The organism is Streptococcus sp. 2018162 (genome assembly GCF_019754175.1).
GTDB lineage: Bacteria > Bacillota > Bacilli > Lactobacillales > Streptococcaceae > Streptococcus > Streptococcus hashimotonensis.
In genome coordinates this window covers 300333-319772 of record NZ_JAIJZP010000002.1, presented here as the reverse complement: position 1 = coordinate 319772, position 19440 = coordinate 300333, and the positions used below count along the sequence as shown (strand labels likewise).

Below are 19440 nucleotides of genomic sequence, written 5' to 3'. Positions count from 1 at the left end.
TGTTGACACGAACTCTGGGGAGTGGAGCTGGGCTTTTTGCCCAGCCTCATTTTTATCACTATCTATATTTCCAGAAAATTAGCCACCGCTTCTTTTTTCCTAGGAATGGATAGCATACGATCACTAAGTCCACTCTGTAACAAGGGTATACACTTCTTAATGTATTCCTTTTCTTTATTTCTTCTGACTCCCATCGCTTCTTCAAGCTCTAGAATTTCAAACATTAAGACAAGGTTTTGATCACGAAGGATTTCAGCGGTCATCCCTAAATACTCTGGGTATTTTCTCAACTGATATAAATGCTGTGCGCATCTTATCAACATAGAGAATGATTCACCGATATACAAGACCCGCCGTTCACCATCAACTTTTTGAAGCGAAATTTGATATACTCCTCCCTTGATGGCTTTTATAACATCATTTTGAAAAAATTGTACCTGAAGATTCATCCCTACTCTTCCTTACTAATCGGTGCTAAGCTTGCCAAGACTTTTTTGAGGCCCATTTCTGGGAAATTGATTTTGAGTTCTTGGTTGCTGCCTGTGCCTGAAACTTCAAGGACTGTCCCACGTCCCCATTTCTTGTGGACTGCGATGTCACCAACTGACCAGTTGGTGCCTGAGCTTGACGATTGGTTGCTTGATGCGAAGGGCATACTGCCTCCGAGCTTGGCAGATGGTTGTACGGATGCTTTTCGACTTTGCATGGCCTGTTGCAAACTCATACCTTGTCCAAACTGTGTCGCTCTGCCATTGACATAAGAGGCCTTAAAGCTAGTATTGGCTGGACGAGCGAGCCCCTGGTAGTCAAGGAGGTCACTGGAAATTTCGCGGATAAAACGACTTGGCTGGTTGTAGTTACTACGACCAAAAAGGAGTCGTGAATTAGCATTGGTCAGGTAGAGGGTTTGCTCAGCCCGTGTGATACCAACATAGGCCAGACGGCGTTCTTCTTCCAATTCATCCTCTTCTTCTGCTGCACGGCTGAGTGGGAAGACATTTTCCTCCATGCCAATCAGGAATACGACTGGAAATTCCAGACCTTTGGCCGCGTGGAGGGTCATAAGGGTCACTTCTGAAGATTCGGTGTCGCCATCATCTGTATCCGCAATCAGTGCCAAATCAAGCAAGAAGCGTGTCAAGCGATCCAGACCTGTCTCTTCTTCCTCAGCATCCTTTTCATCAAAGTTTTTGGTAACAGAAAGGAATTCCTGGATGTTTTCAATGCGAGCATTGGCTTCCAGCGTATTTTGTGCGGCAAGGGCATCGATGTAGCCTGTTTGGTTCAATACTGCCTCGACTACTTGGGTAACCGTCAAGTTGTCTAATTGATTACGAAGATTATAGAGGAGATTGGCTAGGTCAAAGACTGCCTGTGCTGCCTTCCCTTTAATCGGCGACAACATAATATCCTGAGAGGCTTCTAGCAGGGACATGCTGTGGCTGGTCGCAAAATCACGGAGTTTGTCAACCGTACCAGGTCCGACGCCACGTTTCGGCTCATTAACAATGCGTTCATAGGAGATATTGTCCGATGGATTTGCGATGATATTCAAATAAGAAATCACATCACGGATTTCCTTACGGCTGTAGAACTTGGTGCCCCCAACCATGGTATAAGGGATATTAGATTTGAGTAGGGCTTCTTCAATGGTACGGGACTGGGCATTGGTCCGATAGAGAACTGCAAAATCCTTATAAACCTTACCTTCTCGGTGCAACTGGTCAATCTGCCCTGCGACAAAAATCGCCTCGTCATTCTCATCTCTGGCACGATAGTAGGTAATCAAATCCCCTTGGGCATTCTGTGTCCAGAGTTTTTTAGGACGGCGATTGCGGTTGTTTTCAATGACCTCATTGGCAGCCTGCAAGACATTCTTGGTGGAGCGGTAGTTTTCTTCCAAAAGGACAACCTTGCTCTCTGGATAATCCTTTTCAAAGTCCAGGATATTTTGCATATCCGCCCCACGCCAACCATAGATAGACTGGTCCGCATCACCGACCACGCAGATATTCTTGAAACGTGATGCCAGGAGCTTGACCAATTGGTACTGGGCATGGTTGGTATCCTGATACTCATCGACATGGATATACTGGAATTTCTGCTGGTAATAGGTCAGGACCTCTGGATTTTGGTCAAAAAGGCGGAGCGTCAACATGATCAAATCATCAAAGTCAACGGCCTCTGACTGTCTGAGTTCCTTTTGATAAGCCGTGTAGCATTTAGCAACAATCTGCGTGTATAGGTCGCCTGCCTGGGCTTCAAATGCCTTGTCATCAATCAAGTCGTTTTTGGCATTAGAAATGGTTCCCAAGATTGAGCGTTCACTCCACTTTTTCGGGTCTAGATTGAGATTTTTCAAAATCCGTTTCATGAGACTGCGTTGCTCACCTGGGTCCACAATGGTGAAGTTACGGTTGTAGCCGATATGGTCAGCATCTCGACGCAAAATCCGCACACACATGGAGTGGAAGGTAGCAATCAAACAGTCTTGCGTAGCAGGATTGAGGGCGTAGGCCCGCTCCTTCATCTCACGCGCTGCTTTGTTGGTAAAGGTAATGGCTAGGATATTCCAAGGATTGACCATTTTTTCATCAATCAAGTAGGCGATACGGTGGGTCAGGACTCGCGTCTTACCCGAACCAGCCCCTGCCATAATCAATAGCGGACCTTCTGTCGTCTGTACCGCTTCTGCCTGTCTGTCATTCATTCCGTTTAATAATGGGTTCATTGTCTCTTACTTTCTCTAAAAAATCATTCTCTCCATTATACCAAAAAATCATTTTTAGGGCAGGTGGTAAATTAGAAAGATCAACAAATCGTTGAGTGATGAATTTCCAAATTTGGAGGGTCATTAGTAGCAAGCTCCAAAAAAGCTCAGAGTTATCTCTGAGCTTTTCTTTTGTATTCAATTAATTATTCAGCACCCAAGGCAGCTACTGTGATGTAGTTGTAAGGTTTGTTGAAGTGTGGCAAGAAGAACAAGTCTGTCAAGGCCAATTTTTCGATTGTTACACCTTCTTGGATTGCCAATGAGAAGAGGTGGATACCCAATGAGATATCTTCACGAGCAGCCATTTGCGCACCAAGGATACGACGTGAATCTTTATCGTAAACAATCTTGATTGTAACTGGGAAGTTACCATGCTCCATGAATTCTGGTTTTTGGTTGTCAGTTACTTCAGTGACAGCAGCGTTCAAACCAAGACGTTTCGCTTTTTCAAGAGTCAAACCAGTTGATACAAGGTTAAGACCGTAGATAGAGATACCGTTAGAACCTTGTACACCGATACCTTCAAGGTCAGTACCACAGATGTTGTGAGCTGCTACGATACCAGTACGTACTGCGTTTGAAGCCAAAGCGATGTAGCTTGTGTCGCCAGTAGCGTTGTCGTAGATTGTTGCACAGTCACCGATAGCGTAAACGCCTGGGATTGACGTTTCTTGGCGTTTGTTTACAAGGAAGGCACCGTTACGGAAGCGCTCGATTCCTTCACCTGCAAATGCAGTGTTTGGACGGAAACCAACAGCCAAGATAACCATGTCAACATCGTATTCGTTCTTGTCAGTGATGATTTTCTCAACTTTACCATTACCAGCAACTTCTTTAACAGTTTCACCAAAGGCAAGTTGAATACCATGCTCTTCCATGTTTTTAGCCATAAGGTCTGACAAGTCGCGGTCATAGTAACCAGCCAAACATGTATCTACAACGTCGATAAGGATAACTTCTTTACCTTTACGTTGGAATGCTTCTGCAAGCTCAACACCGATGTAACCAGCACCAACTACTGCTACACGGTTGATGTCTTTGTTTTTCAATTTTTCAATAACATCTGCTGAGTTTTGGTACAATTTAACAAATTGCAAGTTTTCAAGAGTTGCTTCAAATTCAAGAGAACCTTCTTTGATTTCAGCTCCTTTGATTGGTGGCAAGATAGGTTGTGAACCAGTTGCGAAAAGAAGTTTTTCAAATGATTCAACATGTTCTTGACCATTTACAAGCGCTGTAACTGTTTTGGCATCATAGTCAATGTTTGTAACAGGTGACTCCATGTATACTGTCGCGCCCAAGCTCTCCAACTCTTCTTTGTTTGAGTAGAAAAGTCCTTCAGGACCGCCAATTTGCTCACCGATCCACAAAGCCATACCACAACCCAAGAATGAAATATTTGAGTTTTGGTCAAATACAACGATTTCGTTTTCTTGACCATAATTTGTCAACATAGTTTTGATTGCGGCAGTACCAGCATGGTTAGCACCGACAACAACGATTTTAGCCATAATGTAAAATCTCACTTTCGAAAATATATTTTTTTACGAACTATATTATACAATATGAATGTTACCGATTTCAAAAAATATGCTCAGAATATCACATTTTTTTCAAAAAGTTTTTGAAATGCTATTTTCTTTAAACAATGTAAAGATATATAAAAGCAAAAAACCTAGATTTCTCTAGGTTTCTCTTAACGTACTTGTTCAAAACGCAGATGTACAATAATCTTATCGCCATAGCCGTTACGTTCCAAATCACGCTGCAAGCGATAGGAAATGTAATGCTCAGCAATAGAAATATACCCTGCATCTAAAAGACGGTGTTCAACTTGCGACTGAACCATGCTAATCGTTGGTCGCTCTGTATGAGCTTCTTCCAAGTCAAGCACTACTTTCTTTGTGACCTGTGCAAGATTTTTCCGCCAAGTTTCATCAATGACATAAACTGTCTGTGCAGCTTTAATGATGGCTTGGTAGATTTTATCTGGATCAAATTCAACAATCTCTCCACTACGTTTAATGACTTGCATAAAAGCTCCTTTCTGGTTTTCAGTAAACCCTTTCATACTTACATTATCTAGGTTTTTATGTATTTTGTCAAGTATTCTTTTTCATAAATTTTGCCTTGGCTTATTTTCGCTGAAAGCCCTTTAGTATGATATAATGGACCTATTAAAATGAAATAAGGAGAAAATCATGACAAACGCAATGCCTAAACGTCAAGAAATTGATGTGCAATTAACTTGGGATACGGACATTCTATTTCCGACCCCTGATAACTACAAAGAAAATTTGGCAGCCTACGCTAAGCAAGTGACAGCTTTCGAATCGAATTACAAAGGGAAGCTAACTGATAAGGATACCATCGTTTCCGCCTTAACAGAATACGAAAAAATCGTTATTCTTGATAGCAGACTTTCCCACTATGCCTTTTTGCCATTAGAAGTTGACAAGATGAATACTGAATTGGCGAGCCTGGCCAACGAATACGACCTCGTTTCTGCCAAGGCACGTCCTCAACGAGATTTCCTCTATTCAGAACTTGGTCAATTAGATGAAGCCTTTCTTCTTGAATTAAAAGAAGAACAACCACAATGGGCTGCTTTCTTCGATGCAATCCTACGTGATAAGCCGCATCAACTCCATCCGCTACAGGAAGAACTTCTCTCAAACTTCGCACCAACATTTGGTCAGCCTTATAACAATTACGGTGTGACCAAGTTTGAAGATATGACCTTTGATAACTTCGAGGCAAATGGCGAAACGCTCGGCAATAGCTATGTGCTCTTTGAAAATGATTATGAACTCAGCCATGATACCGAAATCCGTCGCAATTCAGCTGCTGGTTTTTACTCAACCTTGAAGAAATACAAAAACACAACTGCCGCGACTTATTTGTCTCATATCAAAAACGAGCAAATCGAAGCTCGTTTGCGTGGATTTGACAATACGATTGACTTCCTCTTACATAGTCAAAATGTCTCTCGTGATCTCTTTGACCGTCAGATTGATGTCATCATGAAGGAATTGGCTCCTCACATGCGTCGCTATGTGAAATTGGTTGCCAAGGCTCATGGTTTGGATAAAATCACTCATGCTGACTTGAAAATCAGCCTACCATCTGAATACAATCAACGCATTACTCCTGAAGAATCCAAACAATTCTTGATTGACTGCTTGGGCATTCTTGGTGAAGACTATGTGAAAATGATTGAACAATCATTTGATGAACGTTGGATTGACTTTGCTCAAAACGAAGGTAAGGCAACAGGTGGCTTCTGTGCTACTCTTTACGATGGACCATCCTATATCCTACTTTCATGGACAGGTTTGATGAACGAAGTCTTGGTATTGGCTCACGAATTGGGTCATGCTGGTCATTTCCAATTGGCTAAGAAACAAAGCGTCCTCAGCTACGATCCATCCCTCTACTTCATCGAGGCTCCTTCTACAGCTAATGAAGTCTTGACATGTAACACCCTTTTGAAAAACAACCAAGACCCTGGCTTCCAAGCTTACTTGATTAGCGAGTTGATCAGCCGTACTTACTTCCACAACATGGTGACTCACTTGCTTGAAGCAGCCTTCCAACGTGAAGTCTACACTCGTTTGGACAATGAAGAATACCTCAATGGTGATATTCTCTGCCAAATCAAGTTGGATGTCATCAAGGAATTCTGGGGTGAAGACTTTGAAATCGGTGACGATGCAGGTCTTATCTGGATGCGTCAACCGCACTACTACATTGGTTTGTATCCATATACCTACTCAGCTGGTTTGACCATCGGTACGGCTATGGCTAAGCAATTGGAAGAACATCCTGAAGAAGTTGTTGAAAAATGGTTGGAAACCTTGTCACTCGGTGCAAGTCTTTCTGCCCAAGACCTTGCTAAACACGCTGGTGTCGACGTTTCGACTGACCAACCACTCAAAGAAACCATCGCCTACGTTGGTTCATTGGTGGATAAATTGGAATCCTTAATCTAATAACTCTTAAAGGCTTGAACACATTGGTTCAGGCCTTTTTGTCTGTTCTTTCTTGGTACCAATTTCTCACATAGGTCAATTCATCCGGGCTTAGAAAATGCCCTTTGTCAAAACGAGCTAGGATGGCTCTGGGAAAGGCTGACGCTTGCCAGTCACCTACAAGATTTTCAAGAGCGACTGGGTCGACATATGGGTCATTCTGCCCCAGTGTAAACAAAATCTCTGCTCTGCTATTTTCCCTAGGAAACGCATAATCTAAAGCCGAAGGGTGGAGCAAGATATAATTGTCCGCCAGGTTTGACTGTTTGGTTAACAAGCCCATGATGAAGTTGGCACCGTTTGAAAATCCAACGAAGGTAATCTGCTGGTAGAGCTGAATGTCTAAGTCCTGCCAAAAATCCAGAAAAGCCGACAAGCGCATTTCAACATCGACAAGATCCAGCTGACCGTCAATCAGCGGAGCAAAGAAACGCCTGTCCCTACCCTGGCCCCAACTTCCATCCAAGGAAAGCACGGAGGCTTCTAGGTCCAGCTGTTGGCGGAGAAAGAGCATAGCTTCCTTGTTGCCGCCTGTACCGTGGAAAAAGACCAAGAGACGGGGGCTGGTCCCTTTGATAAAGCAATAATCCATACTTCATTTCTCCTAATAACGCTGGGAGAGATTTTTTTCGATTTCCTGTCTGTCCTCTTCAAAAAAACTTGGCAAGAACAGTTCAACTTTATCCAGCAGCTTATCTTGTCTTGGCATGGCAGCCTCTCTTTCGCCAGCCATGGTCGCGACCTCAAACATGAGATAATTGGGCGCTCGGAAGTACAGGGAATGCATGAAATCTCGATTGATAATCCCAGAATGTGGACGATTGATGAGATTTAAGCGACTAATCAAGTCTTCCAAGTCAGACTCATCTAAGACACCAAATGCAATATGATGAATAGCCCCAACTCCCATCACGCTGATTGGCGACTCTTGGTCAAGGATCAAATAAAGTCGATGTTGGAAGGTGTTGTCAAAGAGTAGAGAAATCACCATCTTATCTTTAAAAACAAATCGGCTTTCCTCTACAAATCCAAAGGTTTCGGTCAGCAAACTTAGTAATGCCTTTTCTTCACGAATTCGCATGTGAAGACTGGCAATACCAAGAATGGCATATTCCGACGGAATTTCATCTGTTTCATACGGAAACATCTCTCCAATTGAGTCATGATAGGTCAAGCCAAGCAACTGCCCATCTTCATCTTGGAAATTTAAAATATGTCCATTTCCAAAGGCCTGAATTCCTTCGTTTTCCACTTCAAACGCTGTCAATCTTTTCTGCCAAAATTCCAAGGCAGCAAAATCTTTGACTAGAAAAATGGTTCGTTCCAAACGATTTGCTCCCTCCCGTTGTCGAGCTAGTGTCGGCATATCAAAAATGGTGAATTCCGTTCCAAATCGCCCTTCTGCATCTCCAAAAAACAAATGATACATAGAAGAATCATCCTGATTCACCGTCTTTAAGGTTAATTTTAATCCGAGAATATGATGATAAAAATGATAGGCTTGTTGAATATTTCCTACCAAACTTGAAATGTGATGAATACCTGTATTGTTCATAAGATGACCTCACTGATTATGATAGACTTATTTTATCACTAATTATTGATACAAAATAATCTTTTGCTCACGATTAACAGCCAAGTAAAAAAACTTCCCTAACCATTGCTGATTAGAGAAGGATATTTCTTAAAAAATGAGACCATAAAGGAGAGCCGCAAGCAAGCCTCCGATGATTGGACCAACTACTGGTACCCAAGCATAACTCCAATCCGAATCTCCCTTGTGCTTCAATGGAAGGATGGCATGCATGATACGAGGACCAAGGTCACGCGCAGGGTTGAGGGCATATCCTGTTGGACCACCAAGAGAAACTCCTAGGGAAACAATTAAACCGCCGACGATTAAAGTGCCAAGACCTGTTGGAAAATCATACTGACCGAAAGCCAGTAATCCCAAGACCAAAACAAAGGTTCCGATTGCTTCGCTAATTGTATTCGAAACAAGGTTGCGGATGGCAGGACCAGTAGAGAAAGTTGCCAATACAGCACCAGTGTCTTCTGTTGCATCGTAGTGATCTTTGTACATGAGGTAGACCAAGATACTTCCGATAAAGGCTCCGAGGAATTGGGCAAGAATGTAAGGGACTACAGAAGCCCATGGGAGATTTCCTGCAAAGGCCATTGCAATTGATACCGCTGGGTTGAGGTGGGCAGGTCCCAATAAACCACTCACAAAAGCTGCCATGGCTACTGCTAGACCCCAACCAATTGTGATGACAATCCAACCAGCATCCTTGGCCTTACTCTTGTCTAGCACTACACCTGCTACAACACCGTTACCAAGTAATATCAGCAAGGCAGTTCCCAGTACTTCACCGATTAATTCATTTGTCATTATGCACCTCTTTCTATTTTTCTTTCAAATAGGTCAAATCATTCTTAACAAGCGTATCAGCCAACAATTGTTCCTGTTGAGCTAGTTCTTCCTCAGACCAAGCATAGTACACTGCCATTTCTTTCAAAATGTCTGGTGCTACCGCATCCAACTGCTCACGCATGAAGAGCATGTAGTTGGTACGACGGAGAAGATAGTCAACTGCAGTCAAGGTCATCTCTTCCTTCATAGCATAGTGAAGGGAAAGCAAGTCACGCTTGTTCAAGTCAGAGACGGCTTCTACTTTATGGTTCAATGCAAAAACTTTTGGAGCATTTGAGCCGTACAAGTTTGCCAAGTAAAGCGCATCATCATAGGCAAGACCTTTCTTCACACCTAGTTGAGCAAGATGTTCGATTTCTTCTACAACGTTAGCTGGGTTCAATTCACCACCAGAGACTGGATAGGTTTTAGAATTGATGAGTTTGAAGCTGCGACCATGTTCTTCTTTGAGGATGTCTGCAACCTTTTCCATTGCTCCTTCGGCCATCTTACGGAAGTCGGTAATTTTACCACCAGCAAGAGTAAGTAGTCCATTGTCATCACGATCAAGGGCAGAACCGCGTGATACAGCTGAAGGATCCAAATGTTTTTCTGAAACACTACCTTCCAAATGCGTCAAATCATGTTCCACATCGTCTCGTGTCTTTTCATTGTTCAAATAGCCTTTGACGGTTTCAATCAAGCTATTAAAGCTATCATCACTGAGCTTACCATTATTTCCACCGTTGTAGTCAGAAGCTCCATTTCCAGACAAGAGGGGACGAAGACCTGCCCAGCCGCTCTCGATGTCATCCAAGGTCAAGTTTGCTTCTGGAAAGCGATTGTTGACAATATCAAGCAGATAGTCAACGTCTTCTTGGGTTACCATTGGATTCGCCAAATCACCAGTATAATCTGTATCTGTTGTACCAAAATAGGTTTTATTTTCACGTGGAAGGACAAAGACCATGCGGCCATCTGCGTGACCTGTATCAAAATAAGTCGGCTGTGGCACAGACAAGCGAGAACTATCGACAACTAGGTGCACACCCTTGGTTGGACGCATTTGAAGGACACCTGAACCTTCACCACCGAGGTTGCGTACTTCGTCACTCCATGGGCCTGTTGTATTGATGACCAAACGCGCACGAATTTCAAAGGTGCTGTCTGTCAGCAAGTCACGAGCGACGATACCGACAACTTTTCCAGCCTCATCCTTGATGAATTTCTCAGCTTTGACACGGCTGGCAATTAATGCACCGTCTTTAGCTGCACGTTTGATATTTTCAATAACCAAGCGAGCATCATTGTTACGGAAGTCGAGGTAAACACCGCCACCAATCAAGCCTTCTTGCTTCAAGTTTGGTTCGCGTTCCAACACTTCTTCTTTGGTCAAAACCTTATTGGCCATATCGGTATTGTTGACGCCAGCCAAGAGGTCATAGAGGTCCATAGCCACTTTCAAACGGAAGAGACTAAAGGTTGAACCTGGCTCGTCATAGACTGGGAGCAACATTGGGTCTGGTTTTGGAATATGTGGAGCAATATTTTGCACTACTGCACGTTCAGATACAGTATCGGAAACCACTTCCACATCAAATTGTTTGAGGTAGCGAAGACCACCGTGGACCAATTTGGTTGAGCGACTTGAAGTCCCTTCTGCAAAGTCTTGCATTTCAATCAAGGCTGTTTCCATGCCACTTGCTGCTGCCTGTAAAGCTACACCAGCTCCCGTAATACCACCACCGATAATGAGGAGGTCAAGTTGACGATCCTGCATTCGCTCAATGGCTAAGCGTCTTGTTTCTTTTGAAAATTCCATACGATTCACTTCCTAACTTTCGAATAGGACTGTCTAGCAAGAGGAAAACCTTCATTCCCCTAGCTAACAAGTCCTTTATTGCTCCTCATCCACTTCTGCAAATAGTTGAGTTGCTGCGACAGCTTTTTTCCATCCCTTGTAAAGTTGTTCTTTACGAGCTTCGTTCATGGTTGGTTGGAAGGATTGGCCGACAGCGTTGAGTTCTTTCAATTCATCCAAATCTTTCCAGAAACCAACTGCTAAACCTGCTAAGAATGCTGCTCCAAGAGCTGTAGTTTCAAGGTTTTGAGCGCGTGCGATTTCAATGCCCAAAATATCTGCTTGAAATTGCATGAGGAGGCTGTTCATTGCTGCACCACCGTCAACCTTCAAGACTGAAATATCAATACCTGTATCCAATTGCATGGTATCAATAACATCACGAACCTGATAGGCAATGGATTGGAGAGTTGCTTTGACGAAGTCTTCTTTTGTTGTACCACGAGTGAGACCAAAGACTGAACCACGTGCATCTGAGTTCCAATACGGAGCTCCAAGTCCTGTAAAGGCTGGAACAACATAGACTTCATCATTGCTGGTTGACTTACGAGCAAGCTCTTCTGACTCAGGTGATGTAGTCACCATTCGCATGCTGTCACGGAGCCATTGAACCGCCGAACCAGCGATAAAGATAGATCCTTCAAGCGCATAATAGACTTTGCCGTCGATACCGTAGCCAATTGTTGTGAGAAGGTTGTTCTGTGACAACTGCATCTCTTCACCTGTATTCATCACGATGAAGGAACCAGTTCCGTAAGTATTTTTCACCATACCTGGCTCAAATGCCAATTGTCCAAATAGAGCTGCCTGTTGGTCACCTGCCATACCTGAGATTGGCACTTCTGCGCCATAGAAATGGAATGGAGCTGTTGTACCGTAAACTTCAGAGTTTGAACGAACTTCCGGCAACATGGCTTTTGGAATATTGAGAAGAGATAAAATTTCATCATCCCATTTCAACTCTTCAATGTTGTAGAGCATGGTACGAGCTGCATTTGAATAATCCGTCACATGGCATTTCCCATCGGTCAATTTCCATACCAACCAAGTATCAATGGTTCCAAACAGAATCTCACCTTTTTCAGCACGTTCCTGCGCTCCAGGGACTTGATCCAAAATCCAACGAACTTTGGTTGCTGAGAAGTAGGCGTCGACTACAAGTCCAGTCTTTTTATGAATCATATCTGCGTGACCATCTGCCTTCAGCTGGTCAGCAATATGAGCTGTTTGACGAGATTGCCAGACAACGGCATTGTAAATTGGAAGACCTGTTTCCTTATCCCAGACAACGGTTGTTTCACGTTGGTTGGTAATACCAATTCCTTCAATCTGATCAGGACGAACACCGCTTTCGATAAAGGACCCTGCAATCACAGACTGAACAGAATTCCAAATTTCATTGGCGTTGTGTTCAACCCAACCTGGTTTAGGGAAAATTTGCGTAAACTCTTTTTGGTAACTGCCAACTTTTTCACCTTTTTTATTGAAGATAATGGCACGTGAACTTGTAGTTCCTTGGTCAATGGCCATGATGTATTTTTCAGTAGACATAGGTCTCCCTCCTGTTTGTTTATCTTTTTTTGAAAACGCTTCCGTTTTCTTGGTAATTCTATTCTAACCCATTCTTGTGAATTTTTCCTATCATTTTTTTCAAAAAAATAAAAAAATCTGATAAGCAGTGCTAGAAAGATGATTCTACCAACTGTTATCAGAGTTTATAAAATAAATTTTTCAAGGTTAAATGCACTTACATTTTTCACAAAGACTATCTGACATTGTCTAGCGATGCTCGATAGGAAAAGAAGTTTTGGTCGCCATAATCTCTGATTGACAGGACTTTTGATGGTATATATCCTGTATCCATGCCTTTAATTGTACAATGTCTTGGATTTTCAATCGATTTCCTAGACAATAAATTGGAAGGCTTGTATTTTCGAGGTAATCTGTAATGATCAAATCATAGTCATACCCTGCTTGATAGGGCTCAATAAGAACCTGACGATTGCCTTCTAACTTCTCCCTTAGTTGCAACAAGAGAGGATAGGATAGAACCTCGTGTAGAGAAGAAGCAAAAGCAACCTTGACCTGTATAGGCTGGACCTGACTAAAATAAATATACAAATCCGCAATGTTTGTCAGATAAGAGTTCCTTATTTCTTTACTGGCTTTTCTATGAAAAACTGATTTACAGACGTCTTTTAGCAAGTCTTCTGCTTCTGGATAGAAACTAGAAGCTTCTACTTCTTCCAGTTCAACGGAAGAATAAAAGAAGTATAGCTGGCTCATAATTTGGTTCAAATGATAGAGTGCTTCTTCTGAGACTGGTAAATTTTCCTCAAAATATAACCGTAATTTCTGAAGAGCCAAAGAGGTAGCTTCCATAATCGGCCCACCGAAACCAAGAACCTGCTCTAATTGATGCGGCGCTAAAATGAAATGGCTAAACAGGAAAGCAAACAATGCCATAATCTCCCCTTCTTGAAAAGAGGTGGATTGTTGCTGACTTAGTGTAAAATACATCTTTCTCAAACGTCGGTAAAACTTATGTTCTTGATAGGGTTCCATCAATTTGTAAAGGGGCTTAAAATCTAGCTGTTGCAATCGAGAGCGTTGCTGTGAAATCATTAACCACAATAAAAGACGATGGGCTTGCTTGGGATTGAGCGGCGATTGATAGAAGCGTTCGAAAACTGGCAATAAGGCCTCTAGTTTCCCAAGCATAAACTCTTCTTGTAATTCCGCTCTCCTAGTAGTCAAACTCAACATTTGATGTAAAAAGTACCGTATTTGAAGCTCACTACCTTTTAGACGACCACTTTTGATTCCAATACCAAATTCTGCCAATATCTGGTTCAAAGAGGCAAGATGGCGATTCAGAGTCGCTTCGCTTATCAGCAATTCTTGAGCCAGCTGTTGAATAGAGACCTCTTCCTTATCAAATAAATAAACAATAATTTGATATTTGGTACTGGTTTGACAGAGATAGGCTAGGATACGATGAAGGCTCAAACTGGCCTTTTTCTTCAAAAAGACCCTTTCATCTTCGAGTTGAAAAGAGAGTCCCAAGTCGGCTGCTTCTGCTTCTTCATTGAAAGATACAATATAGCGAAGAAGAGTTGATTTTGACAATTCTAAATAGTAACAAATATCCTTTAGTGAGGGTCCCTCTTTCCTATCTTCTAAGTAGAGGAAAAGCTGATAAATGGCGCGCTCACGCTTTTCCAATAAGGAATCAATCCGCATAGACACCCTCCCCATCAACCTGATAAAATTGCCGAATATACTCTTGAGCGGCCTCTACGATGAAGGGAACCAGAGGAGTATTTCCAGGAAGACAGAGCCAAGAATGTTCTACCAAATCAAAGACGGTCAAATCCTTTGAAATCGCAAGAGACAGTACATCCATCTGCTCAATATAATCTGCAGTAGAAACGAGTTGTCCCCCTATGATGCGTCCACTCGTTTCTTCGACAATTAGTTTGAAATCTACTAAAGTTGGTTCCCACTGGCTATATGGCCTTCTAATCCGAATTGATTTACTCTCTAACCACAAGCTCGCCTCGCTCTCGGTCAAGCCAAGGCTAGTTATATAATAACCAAATACATGACTAGAAACAATCCGCTGGACTCTCTTAATAGGAGCAATCCTCTTTTGCAAATTTCGAGCAGCCATCCTCCCTGTCATAATCGCATGATGAATCATTGGAAGATATGCCTGTCCAAAATAATCTACTGGGAGACTAACCAAATCACCTACAGCAAAAATATTCTCTTGGCTTGTTTCAAGAAACTCATCCACCCATACAGTCCCTTCTGCAGTCACTTTTAGCCTATCTTTCACTAGCTGAATATTGGGCGTCAAATTGGTGGATGGTAAGACTAAATCAGCTTGATAGTTACCCGTGACTGTATGACAAACCAGCTGTTCTTCCTGAGTATCAATCGTTATCTGATTGACTGTTTCGGATAAATGAAGTTGGATTCCTCTTTTTTCTATCTCTTGACGAATCGGCACAATCATATCCTCATCAACGTACTTTGCAAGGAGCGAATCTTGCGCTTCAAACACATGCAAATTCAAATCCAACTGGCTAAGTGCATCCAAGCTTTCCAAACCAATCTGTCCTGCCCCGATCACTGCAACTGTTTTTGTATTTGTCAATTTCTCTAGACTAGCTTGTGCTTGAGATAGCGTTTTTGAACGAATTAGATAGTCTTGAAGTTCTTCCGTTCCCCATTCCCATGTTTGACTCGCTCCCATAGCCAATATTAGTCGGTCATAAATAATATCACCTGTATCTTGATGATGCCGTATCTTTACCTTTCGCATTTCAGGATAAACTGCGAGACATTCTGTTTCAAAAAGACAAGAAATAGCTGCATGCTGCACCTCACTGAACAAAGAAATCTTCGCATCTTCCCAACCAGAAATTTTTCCTGCCACTTTCCAATTCAAGGTATTTGGAAAGTAAGCCACATCTTTTTCTCTATCAATTAGTGTTATCTGAGCATTTTGATACAATTTTCGACATTCCAAAGCTGCGCTTAAACCAGCAAAGGAGGCGCCTATAATAACAATATTCATACTTAATCCTTTTATCGTTTTTAGTTATTATATCAAGAATGCCAAAAAATTGAAAAGGCTTGCAACTGAAAAACACACCAGATAACTGATGTGCTTGTGTAGATTTAAATAAACCGACGAAAATGACAAGAAGCTCCGCTTGGTTAATCGTTTTCCAAATTCCTCACTCTTTATGCTCTAACTCACGTAAAAATACTTCGCTTTTTTGTTTTCAAGCTCAGGTACGAATAGACCACCGGTCTACTCGTATCCCCCGAACAGGCCTCGCTTTCATATTTTCAGGCTCAGGTTAAAACAGTCTATCCGTAGACTGTCCTCACTTTCGGTTTTTTGAGCTCGGGTCTTCTGTGGTCACTTTCGTATTTCTTGGTGACCAGCTGAAACAGTTCCCCGAACTGTTTCACTCCCCTAGACGTTTTTAATAATCTGGTCGTACGACTCCTGTCACAGTCGCTTTAGTTGCTTCGTAGTCGCCGTCAACGACTACTTTGATAATGCGTTTGGCATCTTCTTCTGGGCATGGAACCAACGGCAAGCGGAGTGGACCAACTTCAAATCCAAGATAGTTGAGAACTGCCTTAACTGGTGCAGGACTTGGATAGGAGAAGAGGGCATTGACTTTCGGGATGAATTTGCGTTGAATAGCAGCTGCTGTTCGAATATCTTGTTGTTCGATGGCTGTAAACATTTCATACATCTCATCACCATTCGTGTGAGATGCAACAGAAATCACACCATCTGCTCCCAAGTTCATTGCATGGAAAGCATCGCCATCCTCACCTGTATAAATCAAGAAGTCGTCAGGTTTATGCTCAATTAGGTAAGCCATGTTGGCAAGGCTTGTACACTCTTTAACACCGATGATGTTTGGATGCTCAGCCAAACGTAACATGGTTTCTGGCGTCATTTCAACCACGACACGACCTGGGATATTGTAGATAATGATTGGCAAATCAGAGGCATCCGCAATAGCCTTGAAGTGCTGATACATTCCCTCTTGAGAGGGTTTGTTGTAGTAAGGCACAATGGCAAGACCTGCCGCAAAGCCGCCGAATGCCGCCACTTCTTTGGCAAACTCAATCGAGTCGCGCGTATCGTTTGTACCGATACCTGCAATCAAGGGAACACGACCGTTGACAATCTTTTGCACAGCACCAAATAGTTCCAGTTCTTCCTCGTGTGTCAGGGTTGGACTTTCGGCAGTTGTTCCTGCTAATAAAATCCCTTCTGTGTGATGGGACAATAGATGCTCAATCAACTCGGGTAAAACTTCAAAATTAATCGAGCCATCTTCTTTGAAAGGGGTAATCATTGCTGTAATAATTTTTACATCACGTAAATCTTGAATAGACATAGGCTTCCTCTCTTACTGATTGTTGCTAAAAAAGGCTGAGTGCAGCCTTTTGTGTACTTTTGGTTAATGAAATTATTTCAATTCAAATTTCAAGTCTGCCGTTGGACGAACTAGACCACGCTCATGAAGGGTTTCAGCGATTTGAACAGAGTTCCATGCAGCACCTTTGAGCAAGTTGTCAGAAACAACCCACATGTGGATTCCGTTTTCCTTGTCCAAATCTTTACGGATACGACCAACAAAGGTATCACGGCTACCGACAGCGTTAATCGCTTGCGGATAAATTTGATTAGCCACATCATCTTCTAAAACTGCTCCTGGGAAGGATGCAATAGCTGCCTTCACTTCTTCAATCGGTGCAATTTCCTTAGTTTCAATGTAAACAGACTCAGAGTGGGCAGACAAGACTGGAATACGGACGCAGGTTGCAGAAACGGCAATACTGTCATCTTCCATGATTTTCTTAGTCTCTTTTGTCATCTTCATCTCTTCATAAGTGTAGTCATTTTCAGTGAAGAGGTCGATTTGCGGAATAGCATTGAAACCGATTGGATAGTGTTTCTTATCGCCACCTGAAGGAAGAATATTTGCTTCTACCGCTTTTGGTTCCACGCCATCATTCAAGACAGAACGAAGCTGTGCTTGTGTTTCCAAGATAGCTCCCATACCAGCACCAGAGACTGCCTGATAAGTAGATACGATGATCCGCTCCAAGCCCCATTTCTGACGAACAGGCTCCAAGGCAACCATCATTTGAATGGTTGAGCAGTTTGGACAAGCAATGATACCATTGTGGGCATCCAGCGCGTGAGCATTTACCTCAGGAACAACCAACGGCACATCTGGATTTTGGCGGAAATACGAAGTATTGTCCACGACAACCGCTCCTGCTTTTACAGCGTAAGGAGCATACTTGGCAGATGTAGAGCCACCAGCTGAGAAGAGGGCAATATCCACTCCTTCAAAGGCTGTTTCTGTTGTTTCTTCAATGACAATATCCTGTCCCTTAAACTGCAAGGTCTTGCCTGCTGAACGGGCAGAAGCAAGGAAACGCACTTTCTCGATTGGAAGTGTTGACTCTTCCAACATTTTAATCATTTGGGCACCGACTGCACCAGTGGCACCAACAACAGCTACTACATAGGCCATAGAAATCTCCTTTAAGTCAATTCTTCAAAATTTTCTAAATATTTTATATTTAACAATTATATCATAATTTTTTCAAATGAAAAGCCCTGAGGAAGAATTTCCCAAGGCAATTACTTCGAACCTCTATTCCAAGTTTAGATGGACATGCTCAACTGTGAATGCTCTTCTTATTTATCTAATGAGCGAACATAGTAGTCAACAGCTATCAGAGCTTCTGCTACATCTTCTGCTGAAATAGCAAATGGCATACCGTGAATTGTTTCTCCTTCAATCGTCGCTTGTTGGCCGACTTTCAATAGATCTTCATAACTAGCATCAGCCAAATGTAACTCCTCCAAAGTTGTTGGAAGATTCAAGGCTTGATAGAAACGGATGTATTTTTCCAATTCTTCTTTCGGACGGTTTTCCAAGAAGAGCTGGGTCAAGGTCCCATAAGCCACTTTTTCACCATGTGTCAAATGGTGAATATCTCCCTCCAAGGCGGTGAATCCATTGTGTATCGCATGCGCCGCAGCCAAACCTGCACTTTCAAAGCCTAAACCACTTAGCAAGGTATTGGCTTCAACAATATTCTCTAAAGCAGCTGTCACAACCTTGGCTTCACAGCTGGCCATGGCTTGAAGTCCGTATTGAAAGAGTGTTTGTTCACAGGTTTGTGCAATAGCGATACCAGCAAGTGTCTGACCTCCTCCTGCCATTGTTGTTCCATTGCTTTGTAAAATAGCACGCGCTTCTACCCACGTCGCCAAGCCATCCGCAATACCAGAAGCCAAAAGACGTGGCGGTGCTTGACAAATAATCGCTGTATCTACCAAGACAAGATCCGGATTTTTCTTATAGAAAATATAGCGTTCAAACGCCCCTTCTTCAGAATAAATGACAGATAAAGCAGATGTCGGAGCATCTGTTGAAGCAATAGTTGGAGCAATGACGACTGGCACTCCTAGTAAATCAGCAATCGCCTTGGCTGAGTCAATCGTCTTGCCACCACCTAGACCGATTACGACGTCACTAGCCTGTTCTTTTCCGATTTCTACGACGCGCTGGATTTCCTTGTCAGATGCTTCTCCATTAAAGGCAACACGATGGACTTGCATCCCTTCTTCAACGAGATAGGACAAAAACTTCTCACCGACAATCCCATATACTAAATCATCACAAAGAATCAAAGGCTTTGTTCCCAATTTTCCGATAGCTTCTGCACCTTGGAAAAGAACATGTTTACCTTGAATATAGCGAGATGGACTTGCAAATACTTTCATAAGAATTCCTCC

15 protein-coding genes are annotated in these 19440 nt (G+C 42.6%); 1 reads left to right on the top strand and 14 read right to left on the bottom strand.

Annotation, left to right across the window (positions count from 1 at the left end; translation table 11 throughout):
- Positions 1-62: 62 nt before the first annotated feature.
- The 4 genes from K5Q22_RS03845 to K5Q22_RS03830 all read right to left on the bottom strand — a co-directional run bounded on the left by K5Q22_RS03845 (position 63) and on the right by K5Q22_RS03830 (position 4808).
- Positions 63-449 (bottom strand): hypothetical protein, encoded by a 387-nt coding sequence (locus K5Q22_RS03845; RefSeq protein WP_105150811.1) that lies wholly within the window; start codon positions 447-449, stop codon positions 63-65.
- A 2-nt stretch (positions 450-451) separates the two neighbouring features.
- Complete coding sequence (gene pcrA, locus K5Q22_RS03840) at positions 452-2731, bottom strand: DNA helicase PcrA (RefSeq protein ID WP_205013587.1); 2280 nt, start codon at positions 2729-2731, stop codon at positions 452-454.
- Between the two features lie 185 nt (positions 2732-2916).
- Positions 2917-4284: a H2O-forming NADH oxidase gene (gene nox, locus K5Q22_RS03835; RefSeq protein WP_205013586.1), complete on the bottom strand. Its 1368-nt coding sequence runs from the start codon at positions 4282-4284 to the stop codon at positions 2917-2919.
- A gap of 185 nt (positions 4285-4469) precedes the next feature.
- On the bottom strand, positions 4470-4808 hold the full coding sequence (locus tag K5Q22_RS03830; protein ID WP_002935455.1) for an ATP cone domain-containing protein: 339 nt from the start codon (positions 4806-4808) through the stop codon (positions 4470-4472).
- Between the two features lie 166 nt (positions 4809-4974).
- On the opposite strand from K5Q22_RS03830, the gene pepF reads away from it, so the two are divergent.
- The gene (pepF, locus tag K5Q22_RS03825) at positions 4975-6765 is read left to right on the top strand and encodes an oligoendopeptidase F (protein ID WP_024407581.1); all 1791 of its coding nucleotides are present in this window, start codon (positions 4975-4977) and stop codon (positions 6763-6765) included.
- A gap of 28 nt (positions 6766-6793) precedes the next feature.
- On the opposite strand, the gene K5Q22_RS03820 is transcribed toward pepF, so the two are convergent.
- The 10 genes from K5Q22_RS03820 to K5Q22_RS03775 all read right to left on the bottom strand — a co-directional run bounded on the left by K5Q22_RS03820 (position 6794) and on the right by K5Q22_RS03775 (position 19428).
- Positions 6794-7396, bottom strand: a complete 603-nt coding sequence (locus tag K5Q22_RS03820; protein ID WP_239514832.1) for an alpha/beta hydrolase — start codon at positions 7394-7396, stop codon at positions 6794-6796.
- Between the two features lie 12 nt (positions 7397-7408).
- On the bottom strand, positions 7409-8359 hold the full coding sequence (locus K5Q22_RS03815; protein ID WP_205013585.1) for a VOC family protein: 951 nt from the start codon (positions 8357-8359) through the stop codon (positions 7409-7411).
- 129 nt (positions 8360-8488) lie between these two features.
- A complete protein-coding gene (locus tag K5Q22_RS03810; RefSeq protein ID WP_024408952.1) occupies positions 8489-9196 on the bottom strand; it encodes an MIP/aquaporin family protein in 708 nt (235 codons plus the stop codon).
- 13 nt (positions 9197-9209) lie between these two features.
- Positions 9210-11039 carry a type 1 glycerol-3-phosphate oxidase gene (glpO, locus tag K5Q22_RS03805; protein ID WP_205013584.1) on the bottom strand — a complete coding sequence of 610 codons (1830 nt, stop codon included), beginning with the start codon at positions 11037-11039 and terminating at the stop codon, positions 9210-9212.
- 75 nt (positions 11040-11114) lie between these two features.
- A complete protein-coding gene (gene glpK / locus K5Q22_RS03800; RefSeq protein WP_105179182.1) occupies positions 11115-12629 on the bottom strand; it encodes a glycerol kinase GlpK in 1515 nt (504 codons plus the stop codon).
- 228 nt (positions 12630-12857) lie between these two features.
- Positions 12858-14321, bottom strand: a complete 1464-nt coding sequence (locus K5Q22_RS03795; protein WP_205013583.1) for a helix-turn-helix domain-containing protein — start codon at positions 14319-14321, stop codon at positions 12858-12860.
- On the bottom strand, positions 14311-15663 hold the full coding sequence (locus K5Q22_RS03790) for an FAD-dependent oxidoreductase (protein ID WP_205013582.1): 1353 nt from the start codon (positions 15661-15663) through the stop codon (positions 14311-14313). The genes K5Q22_RS03795 and K5Q22_RS03790 overlap by 11 nt, the downstream gene beginning before the upstream one ends.
- Positions 15664-16081: 418 nt before the next feature.
- Positions 16082-17017, bottom strand: coding sequence for a 4-hydroxy-tetrahydrodipicolinate synthase (dapA, locus tag K5Q22_RS03785; protein ID WP_024384407.1), 936 nt, complete (start codon positions 17015-17017; stop codon positions 16082-16084).
- 72 nt (positions 17018-17089) lie between these two features.
- On the bottom strand, positions 17090-18166 hold the full coding sequence (locus K5Q22_RS03780) for an aspartate-semialdehyde dehydrogenase (protein WP_029171167.1): 1077 nt from the start codon (positions 18164-18166) through the stop codon (positions 17090-17092).
- A gap of 167 nt (positions 18167-18333) precedes the next feature.
- Positions 18334-19428 carry a glycerol dehydrogenase gene (locus tag K5Q22_RS03775; protein WP_205013581.1) on the bottom strand — a complete coding sequence of 365 codons (1095 nt, stop codon included), beginning with the start codon at positions 19426-19428 and terminating at the stop codon, positions 18334-18336.
- Positions 19429-19440 lie beyond the last annotated feature (12 nt).